Below are 23857 nucleotides of genomic sequence, written 5' to 3'. Positions count from 1 at the left end.
GATCGGTCAGATTATCAATTATTTATTGATCTTTTTCAGTTCAATTTCCACCCTTCTGTTTTTTTGACGTCCGGCTTCCGTTTTGTTAGATGCGATTGGTATGGTACTTCCAAAAGGGGTGGTTACAATTCTATCCTCCTTAACCCCTTTACTTACCAGGTATTTTTTTACGCTAATAGCCCTGTTATCAGAAAGCACCCAATTGTATTTGTAACGCCCGATAGAATCGGCATGGCCTCTTAATGATACCGCATAGTCATCCTGTTTAATCGTTTCGGCGAGCTTATCTAAATTTGAATAATAATTACTTCTGATAGCAGCTTTATCTGAACCATACTCCAGGTTTTTCGTTAGTGCTGCTAAAGCAGCTGCCTTACTTGATTTGCCTGGTACTTTAGGGTTCTTAGATTTCAGAGGACCACTTCCGGCGTTAACAGTAAAAAATAATAGGAGTGCAAAACTGGTAAAAATAATTTTCGTTTTCATAGTTTGATTTTTTGATGGTAGTTGATTCAATATACAATAGACTGATCTGCAAACTATTTACCGTCAAACATTCTGGTTTTACGATTTCAAAATTTCCAATACATACCTACTTAAAAAATCATAGAGACAAGGTTTTCACTTATCGACAGCCCCTAAATTTAACCCATTAAAATCCGTTCATCAATTAAATTGAGGATTTCTTTATCCTCTTTGGGGTCAAATTTCCTTGCGAATAAAGAGTGGGAAGCGTATAAATTAGGAAGATCATCCTTAGTCAATATTTCAGGATGTGGATTTTCGTATTTTAACCACTTCATATATCTTAAATTATCATTGGTAATACTCGCCTGTATTCTTTCATCTTTTGCATTTAATAAGATAATATGAAAAAATAACTCATCAGGTGCAAAAGTGAATTTATGAAACTTAGAATACTCAGGGTTTCTTTCAATATAGTCTAAAATATAATCAAGTGCATACCGATCAATTGTCCACCATTGAGAACCACAATACGGCCTGAGGTGGAATGGTAGCTTTCGTGAAAATAATGGAATCAGCGTGGATAATAAATTCAGTGTTTTGGAAAAGAAAAAAGCAACGCTGGTTGTACCAAAGAAATATTTCTTGTAGCGGTAAGTCCCTCCCGAATGCCACCTTCTGTAATTGGGCAATGGAAAATAATCCAGGAAAATACTGAATTTGGATGAAGAAAGAAACTGATCAATTTCCTTGTTGCTTTTAATAGGATAATCCTGACCACTCAGCAGGCTGATCGATTTGAAATCTATTGCTGATTCTCTAATCGCTTTCATCGCAATCAATGTCGCCTCTGCTAAACTAAATCCACCCCATTGGGTAGAAATCCTCTTAACAAGGGTAATATTAGGTTTGTATAATATGATATCGTCAGGTAAAAGTTCTGTTTTAAGATCTATATGAATAAAAAAATGTGAATTTCCATCATCCAGCCTTTCCAGCAATCTGGTTAGATGATCTAAATTCTTATGGGCAAGGATAATATACGCTTTTTTCATTTATAACGGCAAATAGGCAATAATGTACGGTCGAATAATCAATAAAAACGCAAAAAGTTTGAATTTCTTAATATAACATCCATTATCCGGCCATATAACACCCGTACAACTTATAGGAATTATAATGTTGTAAATCAAATACTTGGTACGATTTTTATCTGGAAAACAGATTTTAAAAAGCGAAGTGAAAGAATTTAATCTGGCTTAGTTTTTACCAATGATAGTTTATGGAAAAAAAAGTAAATGGAATGAACTATCCTTTTGTAGACTGGATAAGAATGTTTGCTATGATAGGAATTATCTGGGCACACACTCCCAATTTTGAAGGATCAAAAAACTTCCCTTCCCTGGATAACATTCCCCTGTACTTTTTCTTTATGAACTTCTTTAAATTTGGGGTGATTTGTTTTTTTATGATTTCAGGATTTCTGCTCGCCAGAAAAATAGAGGTCACTAGCCCTGTTAAATATTTTAAAAACAGGATCTATTCCACGCTCTTCCCCTATTTATTTGCCTTTGCACTAATTGTTTTGCTATTTATATTCAAGACACAAATTCTGCATCAGGTTAGTTCCTATACCGTTAGAAGTTATATCTTAAATATGCTTTTTGAATCCGCATTGTGGTTTCTGCCAAACTATTGGATCTCTTTATTAGTTTTTTTATGTTTTATCAGGTTTCTTGGAAAAACAAGTTTAGGATTAATTTTTCTAACCATTACATTGATTTATACCTATTTCTTTGTTTACTCTAAATATGAACAATCTCATGTGCATGCCTTGTTTGCTTTTATCTTTTACCTATGGCTGGGTTATATTATTGGAAAAAAGCATTTACAGCTTTATTTTCAGCAACTAAATGTATATGTATTACTAGCTCTTTGCGTTACATTTTATATCTTATCATCGTGGGAGTCAATTCTACTTTATCAGCATGGCTCTGCTGAGCCAATGAACATCCTGAGGATAAGTAATCAGATTTATTCTGTATTGATGTTTATTACAATGGTCAGGCTATTTAAAAAACCCTTGCAATCCAGGTTTGTTAATCCAAGGAAAGAGACTTTCGGCATTTACTTATACCACATGTTACCGCTGGCTTTACTGGCCTTTGTCATTAAAATCTTTACAAAATTTGGTGTCAACACCTATAGCGATCACACGCCAATTTTTATGGCTTGGTTTATCATTAAATTTATCGCGATCTATATCAGCACATTACTAATCGTAAAGGTCTTATTAAAATATAATATTGGCTTTTTAAATTATCGGGATAAAAAGAAATAAAATCTGTATGACCAGATTAAAAATTATTACCTGTTGATACATAATTTGTAAAACCTGTAAGGTCTGCAATAGCACCAACAACCTTATTATTGGTAAATTTTACGCCTATAGGTTTAGCACCAAAAGCTGTGATTCCATTAACAGCTACTTTAGCAGCAGATTTATTATTACTTCCTTGTATCTGCACATTGTTGATAGTTGCTTTGTCTGTTCTGATCACTAATCCTAAATCTACCCCGGCACCACCAGCAGCAGAAGTTGAATAAAGCAGTGTGTCAGTAGACAGATTAATAACTTGATTTGCAGTGCCCGGATTATACTTGGTATAGCTAAAAACCCCGTAACGGTCTGCTGCTGCAGGTACAGAAAAATTAAACTTATTGTTCGTGATATTTAAAGTATAAGTTGCCGCACCGCTTTCGATGCTGATACCTTTTGTAATGGTATTTGTAAATACATTGCCCTTTATCAGCGCATTAGCCTGATAATCACCAAAAACATGGATGCCAATATTGCTTACACCTATTTTATTACCGGTTATGGTTGCAACTGAACCCGCAGCCGCTTTAACAGGTACTGCAAAGGTATAATTAAGGATAATTCCGGTACTCAATGGATTATTTGTTAATACGTTATTGGTAACTGTAACACCATAATTCCCTCTTACTTCAATGGCATATTCTTTACTATCTGAAACAGTATTGCTGATCACCTTAACGTTAGTCCCTACAGCTGAAATAGCAATACCATCCACTGCCTGATTAGGATCCTTTCCGGTACCCGAAATCTTATTTCCCTGGATTACACTTCCATCTGTATTTCCCCAATCTTCAATACCCATCCTGCCTGAATTAGAGATCGTATTATTTAACACCTGGCATCCAATAGAATAATCTGTGGCGTTATTCCCGTTGGCCGTCAGCGCGTTTGAATAAGCATTGGTCAGCAGATTACTATCCACTATGGTTCCGTCTGCGCCATTTTCAGCATATTTAATCCCCAGTGAGGTGATCTTATTGTTTTTAATGCTATTGGCAGAAGACCCTGAACCACTTACCCATACCGCTTCCATTCCTGTTGCATTATAAGGCAAATGAAAATTGAAAGTGCTGTTCTCTACGGTAACACCCTTACTATTCAACAGGTAAATGCAGGCATTATTCCATGTACTCCAGGTAAAAGCTTTGTCCGACTGGCCAAAGGTTAACTGATGAATGAGCGCCTGATCAGCTGCACTTCCAAAAAAGTATCTGCCATTGGTCAGCAAAGTTCCCGACATCTGAGGGCCAGCCTTGATCACTGTTAAAGCTTCACCATAAATTTTTATACCTGCTTTAAGGTTAATCGTTTGGTTAATGATATAAGTACCTGCTTTTAAATAGATTACTGATGATGCATTAATCAGCTTTTGCAGGGCAGCAGTATTATCGGTAACACCATCCCCAACCAGCCCATAAGTCTGGTAAGTTTGAACACTGGCATTAGTGGCCACTGCAGCTGAAACAGGTACTTCTTCTACAGGATTCGTACTAATTTTACTACAGGCTAATAAAAAAAATGAGACAATAAAACTAAGCAAAACTGCTTTTAAAGTATTGATCATAGATGAAAATTTTAGGTAAAAAAAATTAAATCCTGCAATTCCGTGAAGAGACCTGGTAATATTTTGCTCAAATATACACACCTTGGGGAATGTATTAAAAATATTACTACTCCTATTTTGTTTATCACAAAAAAGAAATCCGTTATCGCCCAAAAAACGTATGATATCCTAAAATTTAGCTGTTTTTATTACCCTTTACAAGAATATTGTCTATCGCTAGCATATTTTTTGTGAACGGTGTTAAGCAGGCTTGATTATAGCATTGTATTTACCAAATCATCTCCACTCTATGTTTAAAACAATTAGGTTAACCTCCAAAAGAGTTTCTCTGGCATTAACTTTCTTTGCGCTCTCCGCACTGCTATTAGGTTCATGTGCAAGCTCAAAAAAAACCGTTTATTTTATTGACCAGCAGGATGCTGTTTTAAAATCGAACAACATACCGGTTAAAAATGTGATTCAGCCAAATGATATTTTAAGCATATCAGTAACAAGTTTAAATCCTGCAGCAACAGAGATTTTTAATAAACCTAATAACTCTTATGTAAGCAGCAGTGGTGCAAATGGATCAAACTTACAATCTCCTGGTTATCTCGTTAACGATGAAGGAAATATTCAATTCCCTGTTCTTGGAGACCTAAAGGTGACTGGCATGACCACCAATGAGTTGCGCATAAAAATCACTTCAGAGTTGATCAATAGAAAGTTATTGGTAGATCCAATAGTGATTATCAGACAGCTTAATTTTAAAGTCAGCGTACTGGGAGAAGTTTCACGCCCTACTGTAGTGAATGTTCCGAGTGAAAAAATATCCTTATTAGAAGCCTTAGGCCTGGCCGGAGACATTACTATTTATGGAAAAAAAGATAATGTGATGATCATCAGGGAAGAAGACGGTGTAAAGAAAATCAAACGTATCAACCTGAATAATAGTGAGATCTTCACTTCTGACTATTATTACCTCAAATCAAATGATATTGTTTATGTAGAAGCAAACCGTGCTAAAGTAGCAGGTTCTACAAAATCAGCCATATATGTTCCAATAATTCTGAGTATACTCTCTATTGTTGCCATCATTGCCACAAGATAATCTTATGAAACTGATCAGAAAAACTTCAGAGCCTACTACACCAGAAAAGTCAAGTGGAAACCTGATCTTCAAGTTAATACCCTACTGGCCGCTTTTTTTAAGCTTATTTATTCTTTCCATTGCCGGGGCATGGATTTACCTTCAGTTTACAGCTCCGCTTTATGAAGCAAATGCAAGGATCCTGATCAATGAAAAAAAGGGAGATGAAGAAGCTAAAACTGCCGAGCCAATGCAAACCGTTACCCCTAAACAAACGATTGATAATGAACGGGAGGTATTAACCTCAAATCCTATTCTCAATCGGGTAGTAGACGATCTGGCTTTGTATGCACCACTATATGAGCACAAAACGTTAGCTACGGTATCTGCTTATAAAACCTCTCCTATCCAGGTAGTGGCCAAAGATTCAAAGGGAATCACAGGAGCTGCCCGCGTAGATTTTTCCTACGAAAAATCGGGTGTAACCATAGATGGCAAAAAATATCCTATCGGCAGCTGGCAAAATACACCCTACGGCGTGCTGATGTTTATTCCAAATACCCAGAATAAAAACCCGCAGCAAGGCAATTTCTCGTTTTCATTAGTAGCACCCAAAAAGGCCGCAGCCTCACTTGCCGAGCGGTTAAAAGTAACAGAAGCGAATAAGTTATCAACCATTTTAAATATTGCATTGCTTGATGAAGATCCTTCACGTGCAGAAGCCATCCTGGATGATATACTTAAAGTTTACAGTAATGCAGCTATAGATGAACATAACCGCCTGGCAGCAAATACACAGGAATTTATTAACCAGCGGCTGGCCTCTGTACAGGGTGAACTGGTAGCTATTGAAGGTAATTTACAAAGTTATAAAGCAAACAAGGGAGCTGTAGATGTAAGCACTCAGGGTAAGTTGTTTCTGGAAAATGTGAGTACAAACGATCAGAAGGTTGGCGAGATCAATATGCAGTTATCGGTATTGAACCAGGTTGATAAATATGTAAAGTCAAAAGATCTTAGCGGGGGAATTGTACCTTCTACGGTAGGCATTAATGACCCCGGGTTGACCCAAATGGTAAAAGATGTTTACGATCTGCAGCTTCAGGCAGAAAACATGCGTAAAACTACGGGTGAGAATAATCCAATGTACTCTTCTGTAATTGGCCAGATTGAGAAAATAAGGCCTCAGATTGTTCAGAACCTGGCAAATCAGCGCAGCAGTTTAATGGCCAGCAGAAATAATTTATCTTCTACAACGAGTAACTATTCTACTCAGCTTCAGGCGATGCCGGAAACAGAGCGTAAATTAGTTGATATCAACAGACAGCAGCAGATAAAAAATGGCATCTACACCTTCCTGTTGCAAAAGAAAGAAGAAACGGCCCTTTCTGTGATCACCAATGGATCAGGGAGCAAAATAATAAGTAATGCTGAATCGTCAGAATTTCCCGTAAGCCCGAAAAGGAAAATGATATATCTCGCCTCCCTATTAGGCGCAGGAATCATTGGTGTTGGTTTTGTTTCCTTAAAGGAAGGTATGCGAAGAAATGTGATGTTCCAGAGTGACATTGAACAACTGACTTCCTTACCTGTAATTGCAGAAATCACTTCAGATACATCCAATAAATACATTGTTATCGGTTCACAGCAACGAACATTGATTGCAGAACAGTTCAGGGCTTTAAGGACTACCCTTCGTTATCTGGGCGTTAGTCCGCAGAAGAAAAGGGTAATGATCACCTCGGCCATCTCTGGTGAGGGGAAAAGTTTTATTGCTGCAAACCTGGCCATGTCATTGGCCATGACGGGCAAAAAAGTTGCTTTACTGGACTTTGACCTTAATAATCCTACTATTCACCGCAAGTTTAACATCAAACAATCTCTGGGCATTGCAGACTATTTACTTGGTAAAGCAGAGGCGAAAGACATCATCCTCCAGTCTAACGAAAATGAAAACCTTTTCCTTTTATTAACCGGTGAATTACCTATTGATCCGGCAGAGCTTATTATGAACGGCAAAGCAGAGGAACTCTTAAATTATCTGGATGGAACCTTCGACTATGTGATCCTGGATGTTCCTCCTGTAGGCCCTGTCTCAGACGCTTATACCCTGGCCCCTTTCTGCGATGCTACTTTATTTGTGATCAGGCATGCCTATACGCCCAAAATATTTGTGGAGAGAATTGATGAGAATATTAAATTAAACGATTTACCAAATCCGGCTATCATCTTTAACGCCGTAGCACCAAGAGGATTTGGCAAAAATAGCTATGGCTACGGATATGGATCAGGAATGGTTTATGGTGGCGCTTATGATCAGAAACGACTTAACATTGACAGCAAGAAGTAATGAATAAGAAAATCTTAAAGTGGAATTTTATTTTTCAATATGGTTATGTTATCACTAATATTATTAATTCTGTCATATTACTTCCTTTATACCTAAAAAAGATTGACTCCTCTACCCTGGGTTTATGGCTGGCCACGGGTAATATCCTGGCATGGATGACCCTTGCTGACCCTGGCGTTGGAGATGTATTACAACAAAAAATAGCACAGTTAAGAGGTAAAAACGAGAACAACGAAATCGGTTTAACCATCGGCTCCGGTTTTTCTGCCTCAGCATGTATCCTCCTGATTTCGGTATTGGCGGGTTTTATCTTCTATTTTTTAATCGGCACCATTATCAATAAAGATGTATCCAAATATGATGGTTTACAGGTGGCGCTGCTGATCTCTATTATTGCAACTGGAATGTCCCTGGTTTCCTTTAGTTTATCTGGCATTAACCAGGGCATGCAAAACTCTGCCCCGGTTGCCATCAGTTCGCTCACAGGAAACTTCTTATTTTTAATGACCAATGTATTATTATTATACTTCGGTTTTGGTGTAATTTCCATTGCCTTTTCTAATTTATGCCGCGCAGTATATATTAACATCTTCAATTTGGCAGCCCTCAAAAAAGTGCTTAACAAAGAAAAAATGCATATTATTTTCAATGCCAGCCATTTTAAAAAATTCATCAAGATCTTTTCGTTTACTTCTGTATCCAGGATTATCGGTGGCTTTTCAGCCAGTATGGATATGATTGTGCTGGCCAGGTTTGTTGCCCCCTCTATGATCACCATATTTGAGATCAACAAGCGACCTATACAAATGACGCAATCATTGATCGGCAGGCACTCTGTGGCACTCATGCCTGTGATTTCCCATGCACATGGAAAAGGCGAAGATGAGGGTATCAAATCAATGATCAATACACAATTCAAGTACTTTGTATATGCTGCCCTATTCATAGCATTGTGTTTTTGCTTCAATTATCAAAGCCTTATCACAGCCTGGACGGGAGCCGGTAAGTATGCTGGTAACCTCATCGTTTTTCTGCTGATTGGTAATTTCTTCTTTGACCTGCTGGGTTATTTTATGGCCAATATGGGGTATGCACTTGGAGATATCAAAATGAATAGCTTTATCAATATCTTTAAAGGGATAGTTTCCGGTATATTATACTACGTAGTGACCAAACCCTATGGCATCATAGGGCTGCTCATCGTGATGATCACGCTTAATATATTAATAGACTTTATATTTTTTACGTACCGGCTGTATAAGCTGGGCTATCTCAATATGAAATTTATGCGCCACTCTCTGCAACTTTGGGCCATGATCATCCCTTTGGTTGCTTTAGCAGGCCTGGGCTTCAATTATTTATATAACCTGGTTATTCCAGTACAAATGTACATTATCAAAATCCTGTTAAATGGGTTCAGCTTTACCATATTTTTCATTGGAATCGTACTGCTGCTGGATAAATCATTAAGAACAGATATTACAGAAATGTTATCCTCAGTTTTCAAGCTCAACACCAACAAACAAACTGTATTAAACGAACAATAAACCTATGGCTAAATTAGTTGTTATGCTCCGTGTAAAAGACGGAATGTTCTTCGCCAAAGAATGGCTGGATTGCTTTGAAAAATTAGCAGATGAGATCGTAGTACTCGATAACGGATCTACTGATGGAACTTACGAAGCTTTAAAAGCACATCCTAAAGTAGTTGATATTGTTCGCACAGAAGGATATAATGAAGGACGCGATAAAAACCTGCTATATGATCACGTGCGCCTGCGCAAACCAGACTGGTGTTTATGGCTGGATATTGATGAGATTTTTGAACCCGGCTTAACCAGGGCACATTTTGATCAATTAATGAGCAGCAAATACTACAATAAATTTGCTTTCAGAAGATTTCATTTTACCGACAGGGAACATTTCGCTGGTTCCTGGTACCGTTTAAATTATTCATCCGGACATGACCGCATGATGTGGCGGGAAAACCCTGCGGGTCATTTCCAGGACCTGATCATCGATTCACCAAACGTGAAGGGAATTACAGGTTTAAAAAAGAATACCAACTTCAGGCTAAAACACCTGGGTTATATCAATAAAGAACTGGTTGATAAAAAAGCAGAAATCTACAGGGCTATCATTCCGGAAAAAGAAGAAATTTTTCAAAGTATGTACCTGCAGGGAGAGCGGGAAATTAAGTGGGTAGATGACCGAAAAAGTATGAAGGTGATTCTGCTCAACAATTTGTTAAATGCCATTCAGCTCACACATATTTTTCCAAAAATCATCAGGAGGGTTAAAAAACTAATTTAATGAACCGTATTATAAAAATATTCAACTATCAATTTTATGTGAAGGAATTCCTTGTGGTCTTCTTCACCTTTTTATTGATGGAAAATATTTTTTCATGGCTGTTATTACCTGTTTCCGTAATCGTTCTGCTTTATGAAAAGATAATGAGCCTGATCATTTTTGCATTCGTACTTTACAATTTCAATAACCTGAAGAGGAATGAGAAAATATATATTGGGCTGATGACTTTCATGTTAGTGAGGCTGATATTTATATCTATGGTAGAATACGGAACCATCTTTCAGCAGCTCACCCTCTTTTCTGTACTATTTCCTGTTGCTTTTACCATTTACATTAAATGTATCAGCCGATCGCTGGAGCTCGATCTTTTAGAGTTTTTAGCTAAGTTCTACCTATTCGTCTATATCATATTTATGGTAGTTTACGGACGCGGTTTTTCATTTAGCCTGGATACGGTAACGATGGATGATTATGGACCATTTTCTGGCGACAGCAGGATCATCCACGCTAGGTCTATCTTTATGATGATCATTCCTTTGTTATGGTATCTCAACCAGTTTTTGAAATTCGGCAAAGCAAAATTTCTGATCCCCTTTCTATTTTGTTTCGTGGTCATACTGATTCACCAGCACCGTTCTGTATGGGCCAGCGCCATTTTCGCGCTGGGCGTTTATATATTTATGAGTTTAAGGAACAACATTGTTCCCTTATCTAAAGTTACCCGGCTCATCCTGGGCAGTATAGTGGTTCTGGCACTGATCACGTTTGTTATTTCACAAGTTTACCCTTCCGCACTTACCTTTTTTGGGGAACGTTTCAGCGAGATCTTTGACCCCGCCAGGGAAGATGGAACCGGCAAGTTCAGAGATGACCAGCGGCGTGTATATTTCCCTATGGTGCTGGAACGTCCGTTTTTCGGATGGACCTTTGACGGTTTTGAAATGAAAAATCCATTGGTAGACTGGTGGCCCGAAAAATCCGGACAACACTTTCATGAAGGTTATATGGAAATGTTATTTTACCATGGCTTTTTTGGCCTGATTTTAAAATATTTTTATCTTGTTTATTTAGGTTTTAAGGCCTTTAGCAAAAAACTGAATCAGGAATCAGTGATCCTTATTGCATTTTTATTAGCCGGTCTGGTCTTCTCCTTTAGTTATGTGCTTCCCTTTGTTTTTTGGGGCGTGGTGGGCGTATGCCTGTATTACGTAGAAAAACAACCGGTACCAGAACCGGACGAAGAAATCACGACCGAAGAAGACCGGCCAAGAGAAACTGTCATTATTACCAAAAGAAAACAATACCAATTATCTAATCTTAAATAGATCAATCTACGACTATGAATTATATATGTACCTGGTTATGTGCAGATGTTAAAGGGGAAGAAAGTATATACCCGCAAACCGGAGAAAAATCATCCGGACAAAAACACCAGAACATTTACTGGCGCTGCCTGGTATTGTTCTATGCTACCAGTAAGCGGTTTAACAAAACACAAAAACACCTGCTTTTCACCAATGTGAATGTGCTGCCGGTAGTAGATGGCAAAAGTGTAAAAGACATGCTTGCCGACATGGATGTTGAAGTGATCTTTACAGATTTTAAATACAAAACACCCAAAGGATACTTCAACCTTTTTCAAAACCAGTTTTATGAATTTTCTATACTGGAATATATTGTACACCATAACAAAAACAATGAAGATCAGTACCTGATCCTCGATTCTGACTGTATCTTTACCAGGCCGGCAGAGGAGCTGTTTGAAGAAGCAAAACCTGCAGGGTTTATCTCTTTTGAAGATGCCTGTACCACTGAACTGGTGATCCATGGATTAAGCCGTGTGGATATGAAACACCTTTATGAAGATTTGTCGGGAAAAGCTGTTCCGGAAATTCCCGGTTATCATTTGGGCGAATTCTTTTTGGCCAGCGTCAAAAACATCAATACCATATTCCAGGGTTTCCTTGAATTATGGCCGGAGCTGATGAGAAGATATGAAGCCGGGCTGCCAAAATTTAACGAGGAAGCGCAAACCCTTAGTTATTTGTATTACAAAAATAATTTTAAGGCCAGCCCCAAAACAACATACCTCAAAAGGATCTGGACAAACCCTGTTTTTTACAGAAACGTTGAAGAGTCTGACATCAATGTTGCCATCTGGCATCTGCCTTCTGAAAAAACTTATGGGCTGGCACGTTTATATGAAACGCTGGTTAACAAAACCTCCGACTATGGTTTGAGCCTCAGTAACGAATCATTTCTAAGCACAATAAAAACCACCTTAGGTATCCCCCATCTCACTTTGCAGATGCGTCTGGAATATTACATCCTAAGTTATTACAGGGCCCTCAGAAAAAGGGCAAAAAAAATCCGTTTGATCCCTAAAGCTGCATAATGAAACTAGCCGTATTACTCGCCACCTTTAACCGCAGAGAAAAAACGCTCTCCTGTTTAGCCAGCCTTTATGCCCAGGAATTGCCCCCGGGAACGGAAATCGTTGTGTTCCTAACCGATGACAATTCATCCGATGGAACACGTTCAGCTGTAGCTGAGCAATATCCGGATGTAAATATTTTCAAAGGCAGCGGCAACCTGTTCTGGGCAGGTGGTATGAGAAATTCATGGACAGAAGCGTTAAAAGCAGACCCTGATTATTTCCTGCTTTTAAATGACGATACCTTGCTTTTAGACCAGGCAATTCATCGGCTTTTAGGCTATTATGCGACAGATGGTGCGTCTCCAAATGCACTGGCTATAGGCAGCACACTCGATGTAGCGAATAACGAAATCTCTTATGGTGGCCGAAAGTTATACCATCAGAAAAAAGTACAGAGTTACAGTGCCTATAGTGAAACAGAATATATAGAATGCGACCTGGCCAATGCAAATATCATGCTGGTGCCCAGAAAAGTGGTGCAGCAGATTGGTATTCTTTCAGATCGGTATACCCATAGCATTGCCGATTTTGATTATACATTAATGGCGAAAAAAGCCGGCTTTAAAGCCGTGGTGATGCCGGGTGTATTAGGCAACTGCGTGGACGATCACGGAAACAACTGGAAATCTTCCGAAGTATCGCTAAAAGAGAGAATAAAATATTTAAAAAGTCCTAAGGGACTGGCTTATAAAGAATACATGGAATTTATTAAAATACACTTTCCATCACACGTTCCCGAAGCCATGATAAAATTGTGGATGAAGACCTTGTTTCCGGTATTGTGGGACAAGTTTAAAAAATAAAATAGAGTATAATCAGCATGGAAAGATCAATTATTATAGGGGTGTTCTGTTACAACAGGGCAGCTAAATTAAAAAGCTGTATTGAGGCGCTATTAAAAAACCCCGAATGTTCATCAATGGATATAGTTTTTTTTAGCGATGGTTATAAACGCGAAGAAGATGCACCTGCTATTTTGGAAGTAAGGGCATATATTGATTCGATTACAGGGTTCAGAAATGTGATTAAACATTACCGTGAACGCAACTTTAGCACCGGGCCTAACTTCCAGGAAGGCTTAACATTTCTAAGTGATAATTACGATGAATTCATTATTGTTGAAGATGATCTGATCGTGTCTCCTAACTATATCAAATACCTGATGGACGGACTTGATTTCTATAGGAAAGATAACACCGTATTTTGTATAACAGCTTATGTTTTCCCCATTAATCATAAACAGTATCCTTATGATACCATTGTTTACAAACGTTTTTGCTCTTATGGATGGGCGGGATGGGCTAACCGCTTTAAAACCGTAATCTGGGACAAAGATGAACTGAATGAATTAATGCATACTTCCCCGGGTTTCAAAAAGAGGCTCAATGCTGAAGGTTATGACCTGGTAAGAATGCTTAAAAAGCAAATCTCAGGAGTAATCTCCACCTGGGACATTCAGCTTCAGGCACATGTTGCAGAAAACAGGCTGAAGGTGATCTACCCTATTTTATCAAAAGTAAGCAACATCGGTTTTGATGAAGAATCTACCAATACCTTCGGCATCAACTACCTGGTTACCCCCATCGACAAGGGAGTTAAAAGAAGTTTTAAATACTGTACCTCAGATTATATCGTCCCTGAATTACAGGCACAGATTAAAAAACCTTACGGATTAAAATCCCTGGTTACCCGCAAACTCATCAATGAATTTATAAAAGCCACTAACAAGGTCAAAAAAGCAGGTTAATGAAAGTTTTAATCATCCATACTTATTACAAACTCCGGGGCGGTGAAGACAGCGTGGTGGAAAATGAGATGGAATTACTTCGTTCCAATGGCATCGACGTCGAGTTGCTGAGTTTCAGTAATGACGGAAATACTTTATCAAAGCTGATAAAGATGCCATTTAACTATGGCTCCTACCAAAAGACAAAGGCAAAAATCAAATCTTTTAAACCTGATTTAATTCATATCCACAACCTCCATTTCAGTGGGTCTGCAGCGGTGATCTATGCGGCCAGGAATACTAAGGTTCCGGTAGTGATGACACTGCACAATTACAGGCTCATCTGTCCTTCCGGAAGCCTTTATCACCACAATAAACTGTTCCTAAGTTCAATTGCCAGCGGTTTCCCCTGGAAAGCAGTAAAGGAAGGGGTGTATCAAAATTCATCGTTAATTACTTTTTGGGTAGCACTATCAATGTATATCCATGAACAATCAGGCACATGGAATTCCGTTGACAGATTTATTGTATTAGGCGAACATTCCAAAGATCTTTTTTCCTATTCCAGGTTGAGCGCACATGCAGATCGAATGGTTGTAAAACCTAATTTCTGCTATCCTTCACCAAACAGCACAGCCGTTACGAATGATTCATTTTATTTATATGTAGGACGGTTAACCGAAGAAAAGGGAGTACCTGTTCTGCTGGATGCCTTTGCCAAAAGCAAGTTACCGCTCATCATGGTAGGTACCGGGCCATTAGAAAAACTAGTCACCGAATTTACTTCCCGTCATCCCAACATCAGTTTTCTTGGTGAGCAGAAAAAAGAAAAAGTTTTTAAATTATTAGACAAAGCAGCCGCATTGATATTCCCATCGGTATGGTATGAAACATTTGGAATGGTAATTATTGAGGCTTTCTCTAAAGGGATTCCCGTCATCACTTCTGACCTGGGCAATATGAAAAATCTGGTTACCCATCAATTCAATGGTTTAACCTTTAAAGCAGGTAATAGTAATGATCTCATAGCTAAAGTCGATTACTATCAAGCGCTTGTTATAGAAGATAAGCAGAATTACAGCAGGAATGCAAAAAGCACATATATGAAAAATTATGCGCCTGAAAGAAATTTAGAACAGTTACTTAAAATTTACCATTCTGCTATTAATAGGCGTTCTTATCACCCTTTATAGTCACATAAATCGTTAAAAAGACAATCTTTATATCCAGTAAAACATTCCAGTTTTCGATATACCAGATATCGTGCTCTACCCTGTTTTTGAGCTGTCCCGGTTTCTTAATCTCTCCTCTGTATCCATTAATTTGTGCCCAGCCGGTAACACCTGGTTTTGATAGATGACGTACCATATAACTGTCTTCGAGATTCGCAAAATCCAGGGTATGTTTTAGCATATGCGGACGGGCGCCAACAATTGACATTTGCCCTATCAGCACATTAATAAACTGTGGTAACTCATCCAGGTTCGTCTTGCGCAAAAAGCGGCCTACCTTTGTGGTACGGTCGTCATTTTGGGTCACCTGAACAGATGCTCCGTCTGCGTTGTTATGCGCCCTAAGACTTCTTAATTTCAGACAGGAAAATTCCCTGTTGTTCTTCCCGCTTCTTTTCTGAGAAAAGAAAACCGGGCCTTTGGAATCCAGTTTAATTAAAATGGCCAAAATTGGCAGCAACCAGGAAAGTATAAACACCAGGATAAAACTGCTCATAATAATATCAAAAGCTCTTTTTTTCAGTTTCGCAGTGATGTATTCCATTGGCTCGTTACGCAGGGAAAGCACAGGCATATGGTCTATGAAATCAACATGAACTTTCCGGTTAATGAATTTACGCATGTCCGGTACAAATCTAAACCTGATAAAATGTTTCTCTGCTTCTTCAGCTAACTGATAAAGCTCTTCAGAGTTCTCTGGTGATAACGTGCAGTAGATCTCAGAGATTTGGTTGTGAATAGAAAAATCCAGACAATCCTTGATGTCGCCCAGGTAAGGATAATCCTGATGGCTAAAATCTGCAGATGCATCATCAAAGTAACCTTGTATACGGGTATTGGTATGACCCGCATAAAATGATTCTGCTAAAGATTTGGATATCTCGTTATATCCTATGATCACTGCATTGCTATAAAACTTACTATTAGTTCTCGTGTATAACACATAAGAAACTAAGATCAGCCTGGAAATCATTAAAAAAGTTCCAAAACCTGCAATCATACATCCAAGGAAAAAATGATTAAACTGATAGGAGCTTAAAGTGGCAAATGACACCACAGCCACGCAAAAAATCAACAAAGAAATCGCTGTTCGTTTTGACAACAACCTCAGGTTAACATCTTTATAGATCAAATAAGCTGCTGTTGAGTAAGAACCCGCTAGCCAGGCTATATTACCGATCAGGTTCAGAACAATATAATTTTTTAATCCCACATCCAAAATATGGGCAAGTCCGGACAGTAAAAGCAAAAATACCAGGTTTAGTGCAATCAGATCAAACAACAAAAAGAAAACCCGGTATAGATTAGTATACCTGTTATTCATCATGATGCCTTCCTTTCTTTCAAATGTGTAACTAAGATTTGGCTTTCAGCATCTTCAATATTAAAGTTGAGTTTCTTCTTAACAATCAGGTATAAATATATTGGCCCAAAATAAAAGTAACGGCGCCACATTCTTTTTGGCTCGCTTAGAAACCTTCCAAACCATTCCAAACGCAAATCTACCCAAACCTTACCGGGCCGTTTTACTGTACCTGCATAAAAGTCGAATACAGCACCTATTGCACAGATAATTTTAGCATCAATGGCCATTTTATGCTCGTGCGACCATTTTTCCTGTTTAGGAGCAGTTAAACCAATAAACAAAACATCAGGTTTAAACGAATTGATCGCATTGATCATTTCCTGATTATCCTCTTCTGTAAATTTCAGCTTAAAAGGTGGAGAATAAAATCCGGCTTCCACATCAGGATATTCCTGAGCAAGTTTTAATTTAATTTTTTGAAGTGTTGATGGGGATGATCCCAGATAAAAGCATCTTCCTTTTTTCTTACTCAACGTAGACAACAGGTGCAAATGTAAATCTGTACCCGATATTTTCTTGATCTTTTTTCCCGTCAATAACCTCTCCGCTAACACAATTCCCTCTCCGTCGGGGAGCAAAACTTCAGATTCCAACAAGGCCTGCTTAAATTTCGCATCCTCTTCTGCAATACAGAAAGAATATTGATTGATTGTATTGATTACCGTTTTTGGCGCTTCCGGCAAGTCATTAAGGATGCCTGTAAATAGATTATAGTCTATTCCCTGGTTTTTTAAATTGCTCATTTTAATCATTGGTAGATGGTTTAATGAAAAGTAAATCCATCTAAAAATTGGGCCTTATGTCCTTGTTTCTCAGTTGAATTTGACTTATGAACAGAAAGGTACGAAATTTGTTTCCCCCGGGGTTTCCAGAATATCGTAGGAGAAACAGGTGCGGTAACATGAAGAAAATTGGCACAACACTTAAATAAACCTAATAAAATTAGTTGGGAATTAATTTCCCCAAATATAGGTTTTCGAGAAAAATTTGCACTATTAAATTTGTTAACCCCAAAATGGCCGTAATTAAATAATAATATAATTTTTCAAAACTATTTCTTGGAATTGATGTTCAATAGCCATATCTTAGAGCATAAGAATTGTTATACTTAACCCGCAAACAATAAAAATCGGGGAAAATGATACCCAATTCTCATTTTAATCCCTTAAACTTACCAGTTGTGGGAATTTTTATTTTATTTTGTATACAACCAGCTTTCATTCAAACAATAGCTCATTATGTCACATTACAAAGAACACAGATTAAGTTACCTTTCTTCAAGATTATTGTCCGTTCCAGCTTTTGTAAAAATTGCAACTGTGATGCATAATGTCTATTCCAGGATTACAGGAACCATCTTAAGTCCTATTCAAAGACCAATTGTACAATTGGAAATGAGCAAGTCAAAAGTTTCCAGACACGAAGCAATTATTAATTTACTCAATCGTGGTAAAAATTATGACTCCGCCGAAAGGATTGTTGATGTGACAACAGATTGGGATTTAAACCTTGACTTTTTGGATGCATCATCTATCGATGTTAAAGGGAAATCAGTTTGGATTAATTTAGAAGATTAAATTTTTAGACAAGCATTCATTTCAACATAAAGCTCCATATTCATGGAGCTTATTTTTGATTATTTAACCAATTACCGCCTGATAATGGAGTAATCGCTCCATTCCTTTAATACTCCTCCATTAATTTTCAAAAAAACATTCTGTAATCTTTCTGCTTTGATTCAGGATTTGGAGCATATTGTGCTAACATTCCACTAGCCTTGCTAAGCATTCCATTAGCATTCCTTTAGTCAGGGGGTAAAGCAACCCCTATTCGATACCTATCTGATGTCAAGGAAAACCAAAGCCGATCCCGATCGAAATTTCAAAGCGTTATTATCATACATAGGATATTAAATTGTCTCACAAACTCATCATATTACAACAATTCATACAGAAGAATTATGCTTTAGCCAATGGCCTTTGAAGCGACATAATCTAAACGTTTATGATAAAACAATAGAATTTAATACCTTCGATGTATTGTTTTGCCAGGGGTTTAAAAAACAACCTGGAACTAAATATATGGGAATTGGAGATGATATTTTAAAAGACTTTTTAAAGCAGCATCCGGAAGCTGCTGAAGGTAATCTTTCCGAGGATGATCTTCGCATCCTGATAGGAAATTATCAGCAACGTAAGAATGAGAGTTCTGATAATGATTTCGATGGATTAAGTCCCGAACAAATGCATGAGCTCGTCTATTTCCCGATGGCTATGCCAGGTTCAATATCAATCCGTGAAAATTGCGAGGATGAAATTATTGATCAGGTACCGTTATATGCTTTATCATCATTACTATTAAACCATATCGTATCTGCTGGTAAAATTAAACTTACGCCAAAAGGAAATCTGCCTGTTACAGTTTGCGAAATTTTGTATAGTAGCAATAACCTTTATTTTCCATACAAAGTTTTTGTAAAAAAAATAGTCGAAGATGATATACCCTATATATGGGTAATTAAAGATTATTTACTTTTCGAAGGAATTGTAAAAAAGCGAAATAACATATTAACTCTTACAGTCAAAGGAGAAAAATACCTGCTAAAAACCAAAAAAGAGCAGCTAAAGCAGTTATTGTTTTTCTTTACCCAACGTTTAAACTGGATGAATTTTTTCGATAATAACGAAGATGTTTCCGGAAAATTAGGATGGGCTTATTCCCTGTACCTCTTAAAGAAATATGGCAGTGAATCACAAAGTAATTATTTTTACAGCGGAAAACTATATCTTGCTTTCGGTCATCTCAATAAGATAGGTAACTCAAAATTTGATCAGGCATATCAAACTCGTTTTTTCGATTATTTCTGTGAATGGTTCGGCTTCACTAAAATAGACAGAGGGAAAGGTCAATTTTCCAGCGGTAATTACCAAATAATAAAGTCAGATCTATTTGATAAATTATTTTCTTGATGTCATCTAAATACTAATAAGATATGTTCGGGAAACTTAACAGCTCTATATTTCCTGTATTGGTTATCAAAAAACATATTGCCCCCCCCTTGCCCGACATTTTCCCGTCGAATCCCATTGTGTTTTCAATCCATTGAAAAATAATTCGGGCCAGCTTAAACAAACCGCTGAACAAAAACATAACTAAAGTGTTTATCTACTAAATATTTCAGATGATGAATCAGTTTAGAATTGAAGTAGCGGTAGATGGCCTGGGTCATGACTATAATATCAAACCTCTGGGAGACCATGTTTATGAAATTTACAGCGACGAAGATAAAATCGGCAGCATTGAGCTGGATGGTAAAAACCATGAACATTGTATCACTTCAGATTGTGAATTAGATATACACGCCATCAGTGCCATCAGGGAAGCGATACAAGCTTATCAGCAAACACATATTTAACAAAACATATATATGGGAACAAACCAATACCACGAGCCGGCCGACGAACTGTCTGAAGAAACCAGAACATTTGCACGTATGTGTACTTCATTAACTGAAGAAGCAGAAGCTATCGGCTGGTATGAGCAACGCATATCTTTAGAAAAAGATCCGCAGGCAAAGGCAATCATGCAAAATGCACAACAGGAAGAAATGAAACATTTTGGAATGGATCTTGAATTTCTGCTGAGAAAGAAAGACAAATGGAGAGAAACTTTACAAGCCATTCTATTCCAAAAAGGTGATATCGTTGAATTGGGAGAAAAAGGCGAAAAAGCCGCTGAATAATAGCCTCTTATAAACTACATTAAACAGGGACAGTCATAAATTGGCTTTCCCTGTTTTTATAATGGCCCTATGCCAGGGGATTGTACCATGCAACCCTGCCGCTCCATAAGGTAAAAGCATAAAAAAAGAACCCGTATTCAATAAAGAATACGGGTTCATGTTTTTCATAAATAAAAGGTTCTCGCTTCCTTTTATTATGAGGGTAACCTAATTTACTTGTTTTAAACCAAATGCATAACACGGTAAATAATTGATTGTTCTGCCATTATCAAGCATTAACACAACTTGACGTTGTCATTAGGTTAATTTACTGTTCTTCATAATGATAAGTTAACCCGCCATCTACAAAATAAGTAGAACCGGTCACATATCCGGCATCATCAGAAGCTAAAAACGCAACTACTGCGGCTACATCTTTAGGCTGCCCCAGTTTTTTGAGCGGTATGTTCTTTAACACATTTGCCAACAATTCAGGATTATCAATCAGCGTATGATTGATGGGCGTGGAGATTGCTCCCGGGGCAACATTGTTGATGCGGATATTTAAAGGTGCCAGTTCAGTTGCCAGGTTTCTCGTTAACATTTTCAGTGCCCCTTTGCTGGCGCAATAAGCTGCGAAATGCGGAAAAATGATCTCCTCATGTACCGAACTCATATTGATTACCACACCTGGCCTATTTGAGTTTCTGCAATAGTTCACAAATGCCTGCGTTAGAAAAAACACGCCTTTAAGATTGGTATTCATCACCAGATCATACTCCTCTTCGGTTACTTCCCAAAAACTATGATTTTTTTCTACACCGGCATTGTTTACCAGGATATCAAGCTGGCCATATACAGCTACACCTTTTGTAATCAGACTGGTCACATCGTCCTGCCGGCTCATGTCTGATTCTATAAACGAAGCCTTTCTACCCATGGCATTGATCTGACGAATAGCATCCTCCGCCCTTTCATCATATTTGCGCCCATTTAAAATAATGTCGGCACCTTCACTGGCTAATCTCAACGCACAAGCCAATCCTATGCCCTGCGTACTGCCGGTGATCAGTGCAATTTTGTTTTCAAAACGATCCATATATATCTTTTTTTAATTACCTAAACTCAGGCTCTTAGCCAGAGGCTGTGATTTTCTTAATTTATTACTTAGCAGCGTAAACAAAAGTTACGCTGTCTTTTAATACCAGACCACTCATGGATTGTCCATTATAACTGATCGTATATTTTGCAGGTTGTGTGATCGCATAAGCCTTTAGCATGTCTACATCAACTGAAAGGCTGTCACCTGCTTTAACCTGTATATAACTGCTTGCCGGAGGAGGCATCATTCTTTTAGCCATTGCGCCTTTATAAGAAACCTCTTCACCCTTTTCGTCTTTAACGTCAAGATATTTGCTCATTAAAGGTTCAAAAGGCGTATGCCATTTACAAAATTGCATTACGCTATCTGTTGGATTATAAACAGTAAATCTCAGCTTTATCGAATCCCCAACTTTAATATTGTCCCTAATTTTCATTGTTGCGAACAGTACTTTCGTCACGGATTGTCCCTTAGAAGGGGAACTGACCGTATCGGTCTTGCTATCTTTAGCGTTTCGGGTACTTTGACTGCATGCCGTTAAAAATAGAACGGGCAAGATTAGTATCGGAATAATGTGCTTCATAAAACTTAATGGTTTAATATCAAACATTTTTAATACTGTTTGGTTTACTATATACTCTTATATTTGCACCCTGAAATATTTATAACTTGAAATCCAACTCAATATTACGCCTTAAAGAGGTGTATCATACTAACGCTGGCAAACTATCTTTATCCTTAAAGGTCTTAGCCCTTCTCCTATTTGCAGGTTTTAATAGTAACGTACAGGCTCAGAATACCGATTCCTTAAAAAAGGCGGCCCAGGCAGATTCTTTACGTTTGCTGGCAAAAAAACAAAATGATAAACTCAACGCACAGTATGATATTTCCGATGCGATCCATCATATCCTCTATCCAAATAAACCAGAAACACCTGTTCAGCAAAAATCAGGTATCACTGTTATCCCCAACTTTGCCTACAACCCTACTATTGGCGCACAAATAGGGATAAAAGCAGTAGCAGGGAGAAAATTAGGAACCGATCCCAGCACATTGATGTCGGTTGCTTCGACCTCTGCTTCTATTACCACCAAGGGGATTCTTTATTTTTATATCAATCATAATATTTACACGCCTGGTAACGACTGGAACTTCCAGGGTAGTTTGGTGGCCGCCAAAACGGTTACGCCAGATTTTGGATTGGGTATTGGAAACGGTTCCAATGCAAGTGTAGCAGATCATATACTGTCTGACCCGGAACGTAAAGGATATGTGCTGCATGCCCAGTATTATAGTTTCAGAGAAAAAGCATATAAAGAAGTTGCCGATCATCTCTTTGTTGGTGGCGGTTTAGCATTTGATATCAGACGAAATATTGAAGATAAAGCGCATACTGATCCAACAGACCTCACCCCTTACAACATTTACAGCGATGAGCATGGTTTCCCCCGCGATCATTATATGGCAAATGGTGCTCTGGTAAACGTAGAATACACAACGCGTGATAACCAAAACCGTGCTTATAAAGGCATATATGCTGATCTGGGTGTAAGGCAAAATGAAACATGGCTGGGAAGTACCAAGAACTCTACTCAGATCACTACAGATTTCAGGAAATACTGGAGCCTTTCTTCTGTCAATCCTGAGCATGTACTTGCTTTCTGGAACTGGGGATCTTACCTGGTTAACGGCGCTGTTCCTTACCTGGAATTACCGGGAACCGGTAGAGATGCAGGATTACGTAGCGGAAGGGCCTATACCGTTCAATATTTCAAATCTACACAATACTTCTACTCAGAATTGGAATACCGCTTCCCAATCACCCGAAACAAATTTTTAAGCGGGGTTACCTTCTTTAATGTGCAAACTGCCAATGATATGCTGGGCACAGCGATCTTCGAGAAATGGCAGCCCGGAGGCGGTGGAGGTTTACGTGTGCTCTTTAATAAAGCTACACGCACCAATTTGTGTTTGGATTATGCATATGGGGTTGACCACAACAGAGGGTTCTTCCTGGGCTTAAATGAAGCTTTTTAAGGTTAAGTAGTACGCCAATCACAGAATATTTTTTCTGTTAAAACAAACAAGTATAGGGATCGTTCGTATAATAAATTCAATGATCCCTATGAGTA

The 23857-nt window shown here is 38.1% G+C and carries 22 protein-coding genes; 15 read left to right on the top strand and 7 right to left on the bottom strand.

Features of this window, described 5'->3' with window-relative positions; translation table 11 throughout:
• Positions 1 to 18: 18 nt before the first annotated feature.
• Together GSQ84_RS24400 and GSQ84_RS24395 are read right to left on the bottom strand one after the other, a co-directional pair.
• A complete protein-coding gene (locus GSQ84_RS24400) occupies positions 19 to 486 on the bottom strand; it encodes an OmpA family protein (protein WP_158799989.1) in 468 nt (155 codons plus the stop codon).
• A gap of 158 nt (positions 487 to 644) precedes the next feature.
• Entirely contained in the window at positions 645 to 1520 is an 876-nt protein-coding gene (locus tag GSQ84_RS24395) for a beta-1,6-N-acetylglucosaminyltransferase (RefSeq protein ID WP_158799988.1), read from the bottom strand.
• Between the two features lie 227 nt (positions 1521 to 1747).
• Here GSQ84_RS24395 and GSQ84_RS24390 point away from each other — a divergent pair, with 227 nt between their 5' ends.
• On the top strand, positions 1748 to 2806 hold the full coding sequence (locus GSQ84_RS24390) for an acyltransferase (protein ID WP_158799987.1): 1059 nt from the start codon (positions 1748 to 1750) through the stop codon (positions 2804 to 2806).
• Between the two features lie 16 nt (positions 2807 to 2822).
• Here the strand turns inward: GSQ84_RS24390 and GSQ84_RS24385 are convergent, their stop codons facing one another.
• Entirely contained in the window at positions 2823 to 4409 is a 1587-nt protein-coding gene (locus GSQ84_RS24385) for a right-handed parallel beta-helix repeat-containing protein (RefSeq protein ID WP_158799986.1), read from the bottom strand.
• Positions 4410 to 4698: 289 nt separating this feature from the next.
• Here GSQ84_RS24385 and GSQ84_RS24380 point away from each other — a divergent pair, with 289 nt between their 5' ends.
• From GSQ84_RS24380 to GSQ84_RS24340, 9 genes are read left to right on the top strand one after another with little or no spacing between them, the layout of a single operon-like run.
• Entirely contained in the window at positions 4699 to 5499 is an 801-nt protein-coding gene (locus tag GSQ84_RS24380; RefSeq protein ID WP_158799985.1) for a polysaccharide biosynthesis/export family protein, read from the top strand.
• A 4-nt stretch (positions 5500 to 5503) separates the two neighbouring features.
• Positions 5504 to 7828: a tyrosine-protein kinase family protein gene (locus GSQ84_RS24375; RefSeq protein ID WP_158799984.1), complete on the top strand. Its 2325-nt coding sequence runs from the start codon at positions 5504 to 5506 to the stop codon at positions 7826 to 7828.
• Positions 7828 to 9375 carry a lipopolysaccharide biosynthesis protein gene (locus GSQ84_RS24370; RefSeq protein ID WP_158799983.1) on the top strand — a complete coding sequence of 516 codons (1548 nt, stop codon included), beginning with the start codon at positions 7828 to 7830 and terminating at the stop codon, positions 9373 to 9375. Before GSQ84_RS24375 ends, GSQ84_RS24370 begins: the two co-directional genes overlap by 1 nt.
• Before the next feature lie 4 nt (positions 9376 to 9379).
• Positions 9380 to 10141 (top strand): glycosyltransferase family 2 protein, encoded by a 762-nt coding sequence (locus tag GSQ84_RS24365; RefSeq protein WP_158799982.1) that lies wholly within the window; start codon positions 9380 to 9382, stop codon positions 10139 to 10141.
• A complete protein-coding gene (locus GSQ84_RS24360) occupies positions 10141 to 11466 on the top strand; it encodes an O-antigen ligase (protein WP_254070972.1) in 1326 nt (441 codons plus the stop codon). Before GSQ84_RS24365 ends, GSQ84_RS24360 begins: the two co-directional genes overlap by 1 nt.
• A gap of 14 nt (positions 11467 to 11480) precedes the next feature.
• Positions 11481 to 12536: a hypothetical protein gene (locus GSQ84_RS24355; protein ID WP_158799981.1), complete on the top strand. Its 1056-nt coding sequence runs from the start codon at positions 11481 to 11483 to the stop codon at positions 12534 to 12536.
• The gene (locus GSQ84_RS24350; RefSeq protein ID WP_158799980.1) at positions 12536 to 13381 is read left to right on the top strand and encodes a glycosyltransferase family 2 protein; all 846 of its coding nucleotides are present in this window, start codon (positions 12536 to 12538) and stop codon (positions 13379 to 13381) included. The genes GSQ84_RS24355 and GSQ84_RS24350 overlap by 1 nt, the downstream gene beginning before the upstream one ends.
• Positions 13382 to 13398: 17 nt before the next feature.
• A complete protein-coding gene (locus tag GSQ84_RS24345; protein ID WP_158799979.1) occupies positions 13399 to 14325 on the top strand; it encodes a glycosyltransferase in 927 nt (308 codons plus the stop codon).
• Complete coding sequence (locus GSQ84_RS24340; protein ID WP_158799978.1) at positions 14325 to 15497, top strand: glycosyltransferase; 1173 nt, start codon at positions 14325 to 14327, stop codon at positions 15495 to 15497. Before GSQ84_RS24345 ends, GSQ84_RS24340 begins: the two co-directional genes overlap by 1 nt.
• On the opposite strand, the gene GSQ84_RS24335 is transcribed toward GSQ84_RS24340, so the two are convergent.
• Positions 15469 to 16863, bottom strand: coding sequence for an undecaprenyl-phosphate glucose phosphotransferase (locus GSQ84_RS24335; protein ID WP_158799977.1), 1395 nt, complete (start codon positions 16861 to 16863; stop codon positions 15469 to 15471). The two genes, GSQ84_RS24340 and GSQ84_RS24335, sit on opposite strands and share 29 nt — an antisense overlap.
• The gene (locus GSQ84_RS24330; RefSeq protein ID WP_158799976.1) at positions 16860 to 17645 is read right to left on the bottom strand and encodes a WecB/TagA/CpsF family glycosyltransferase; all 786 of its coding nucleotides are present in this window, start codon (positions 17643 to 17645) and stop codon (positions 16860 to 16862) included. Before GSQ84_RS24330 ends, GSQ84_RS24335 begins: the two co-directional genes overlap by 4 nt.
• Before the next feature lie 495 nt (positions 17646 to 18140).
• Here GSQ84_RS24330 and GSQ84_RS24325 point away from each other — a divergent pair, with 495 nt between their 5' ends.
• The 4 genes from GSQ84_RS24325 (at position 18141) to GSQ84_RS24310 (ending at position 20644) form a co-directional block, all read left to right on the top strand.
• Positions 18141 to 18479 (top strand): hypothetical protein, encoded by a 339-nt coding sequence (locus tag GSQ84_RS24325; RefSeq protein ID WP_158799975.1) that lies wholly within the window; start codon positions 18141 to 18143, stop codon positions 18477 to 18479.
• Between the two features lie 402 nt (positions 18480 to 18881).
• Entirely contained in the window at positions 18882 to 19871 is a 990-nt protein-coding gene (locus tag GSQ84_RS24320) for a hypothetical protein (RefSeq protein ID WP_158799974.1), read from the top strand.
• A 212-nt stretch (positions 19872 to 20083) separates the two neighbouring features.
• Positions 20084 to 20317, top strand: coding sequence for a hypothetical protein (locus tag GSQ84_RS24315; RefSeq protein ID WP_254070971.1), 234 nt, complete (start codon positions 20084 to 20086; stop codon positions 20315 to 20317).
• Positions 20318 to 20329: 12 nt separating this feature from the next.
• The gene (locus tag GSQ84_RS24310; RefSeq protein WP_158799973.1) at positions 20330 to 20644 is read left to right on the top strand and encodes a hypothetical protein; all 315 of its coding nucleotides are present in this window, start codon (positions 20330 to 20332) and stop codon (positions 20642 to 20644) included.
• Between the two features lie 307 nt (positions 20645 to 20951).
• Here the strand turns inward: GSQ84_RS24310 and GSQ84_RS24305 are convergent, their stop codons facing one another.
• Together GSQ84_RS24305 and GSQ84_RS24300 are read right to left on the bottom strand one after the other, a co-directional pair.
• The gene (locus tag GSQ84_RS24305) at positions 20952 to 21722 is read right to left on the bottom strand and encodes an SDR family NAD(P)-dependent oxidoreductase (RefSeq protein WP_158799972.1); all 771 of its coding nucleotides are present in this window, start codon (positions 21720 to 21722) and stop codon (positions 20952 to 20954) included.
• Between the two features lie 64 nt (positions 21723 to 21786).
• On the bottom strand, positions 21787 to 22308 hold the full coding sequence (locus GSQ84_RS24300) for a protease (RefSeq protein ID WP_158799971.1): 522 nt from the start codon (positions 22306 to 22308) through the stop codon (positions 21787 to 21789).
• 86 nt (positions 22309 to 22394) lie between these two features.
• Here GSQ84_RS24300 and GSQ84_RS24295 point away from each other — a divergent pair, with 86 nt between their 5' ends.
• Positions 22395 to 23762, top strand: coding sequence for a BamA/TamA family outer membrane protein (locus GSQ84_RS24295; protein WP_254070970.1), 1368 nt, complete (start codon positions 22395 to 22397; stop codon positions 23760 to 23762).
• Positions 23763 to 23857: the final 95 nt, after the last annotated feature.

Origin of the sequence: Pedobacter sp. L105 (assembly GCF_009765875.1) — a bacterium.
Lineage (GTDB): Bacteria > Bacteroidota > Bacteroidia > Sphingobacteriales > Sphingobacteriaceae > Pedobacter.
This window is presented reverse-complemented; position numbering and strand designations above follow the sequence as displayed.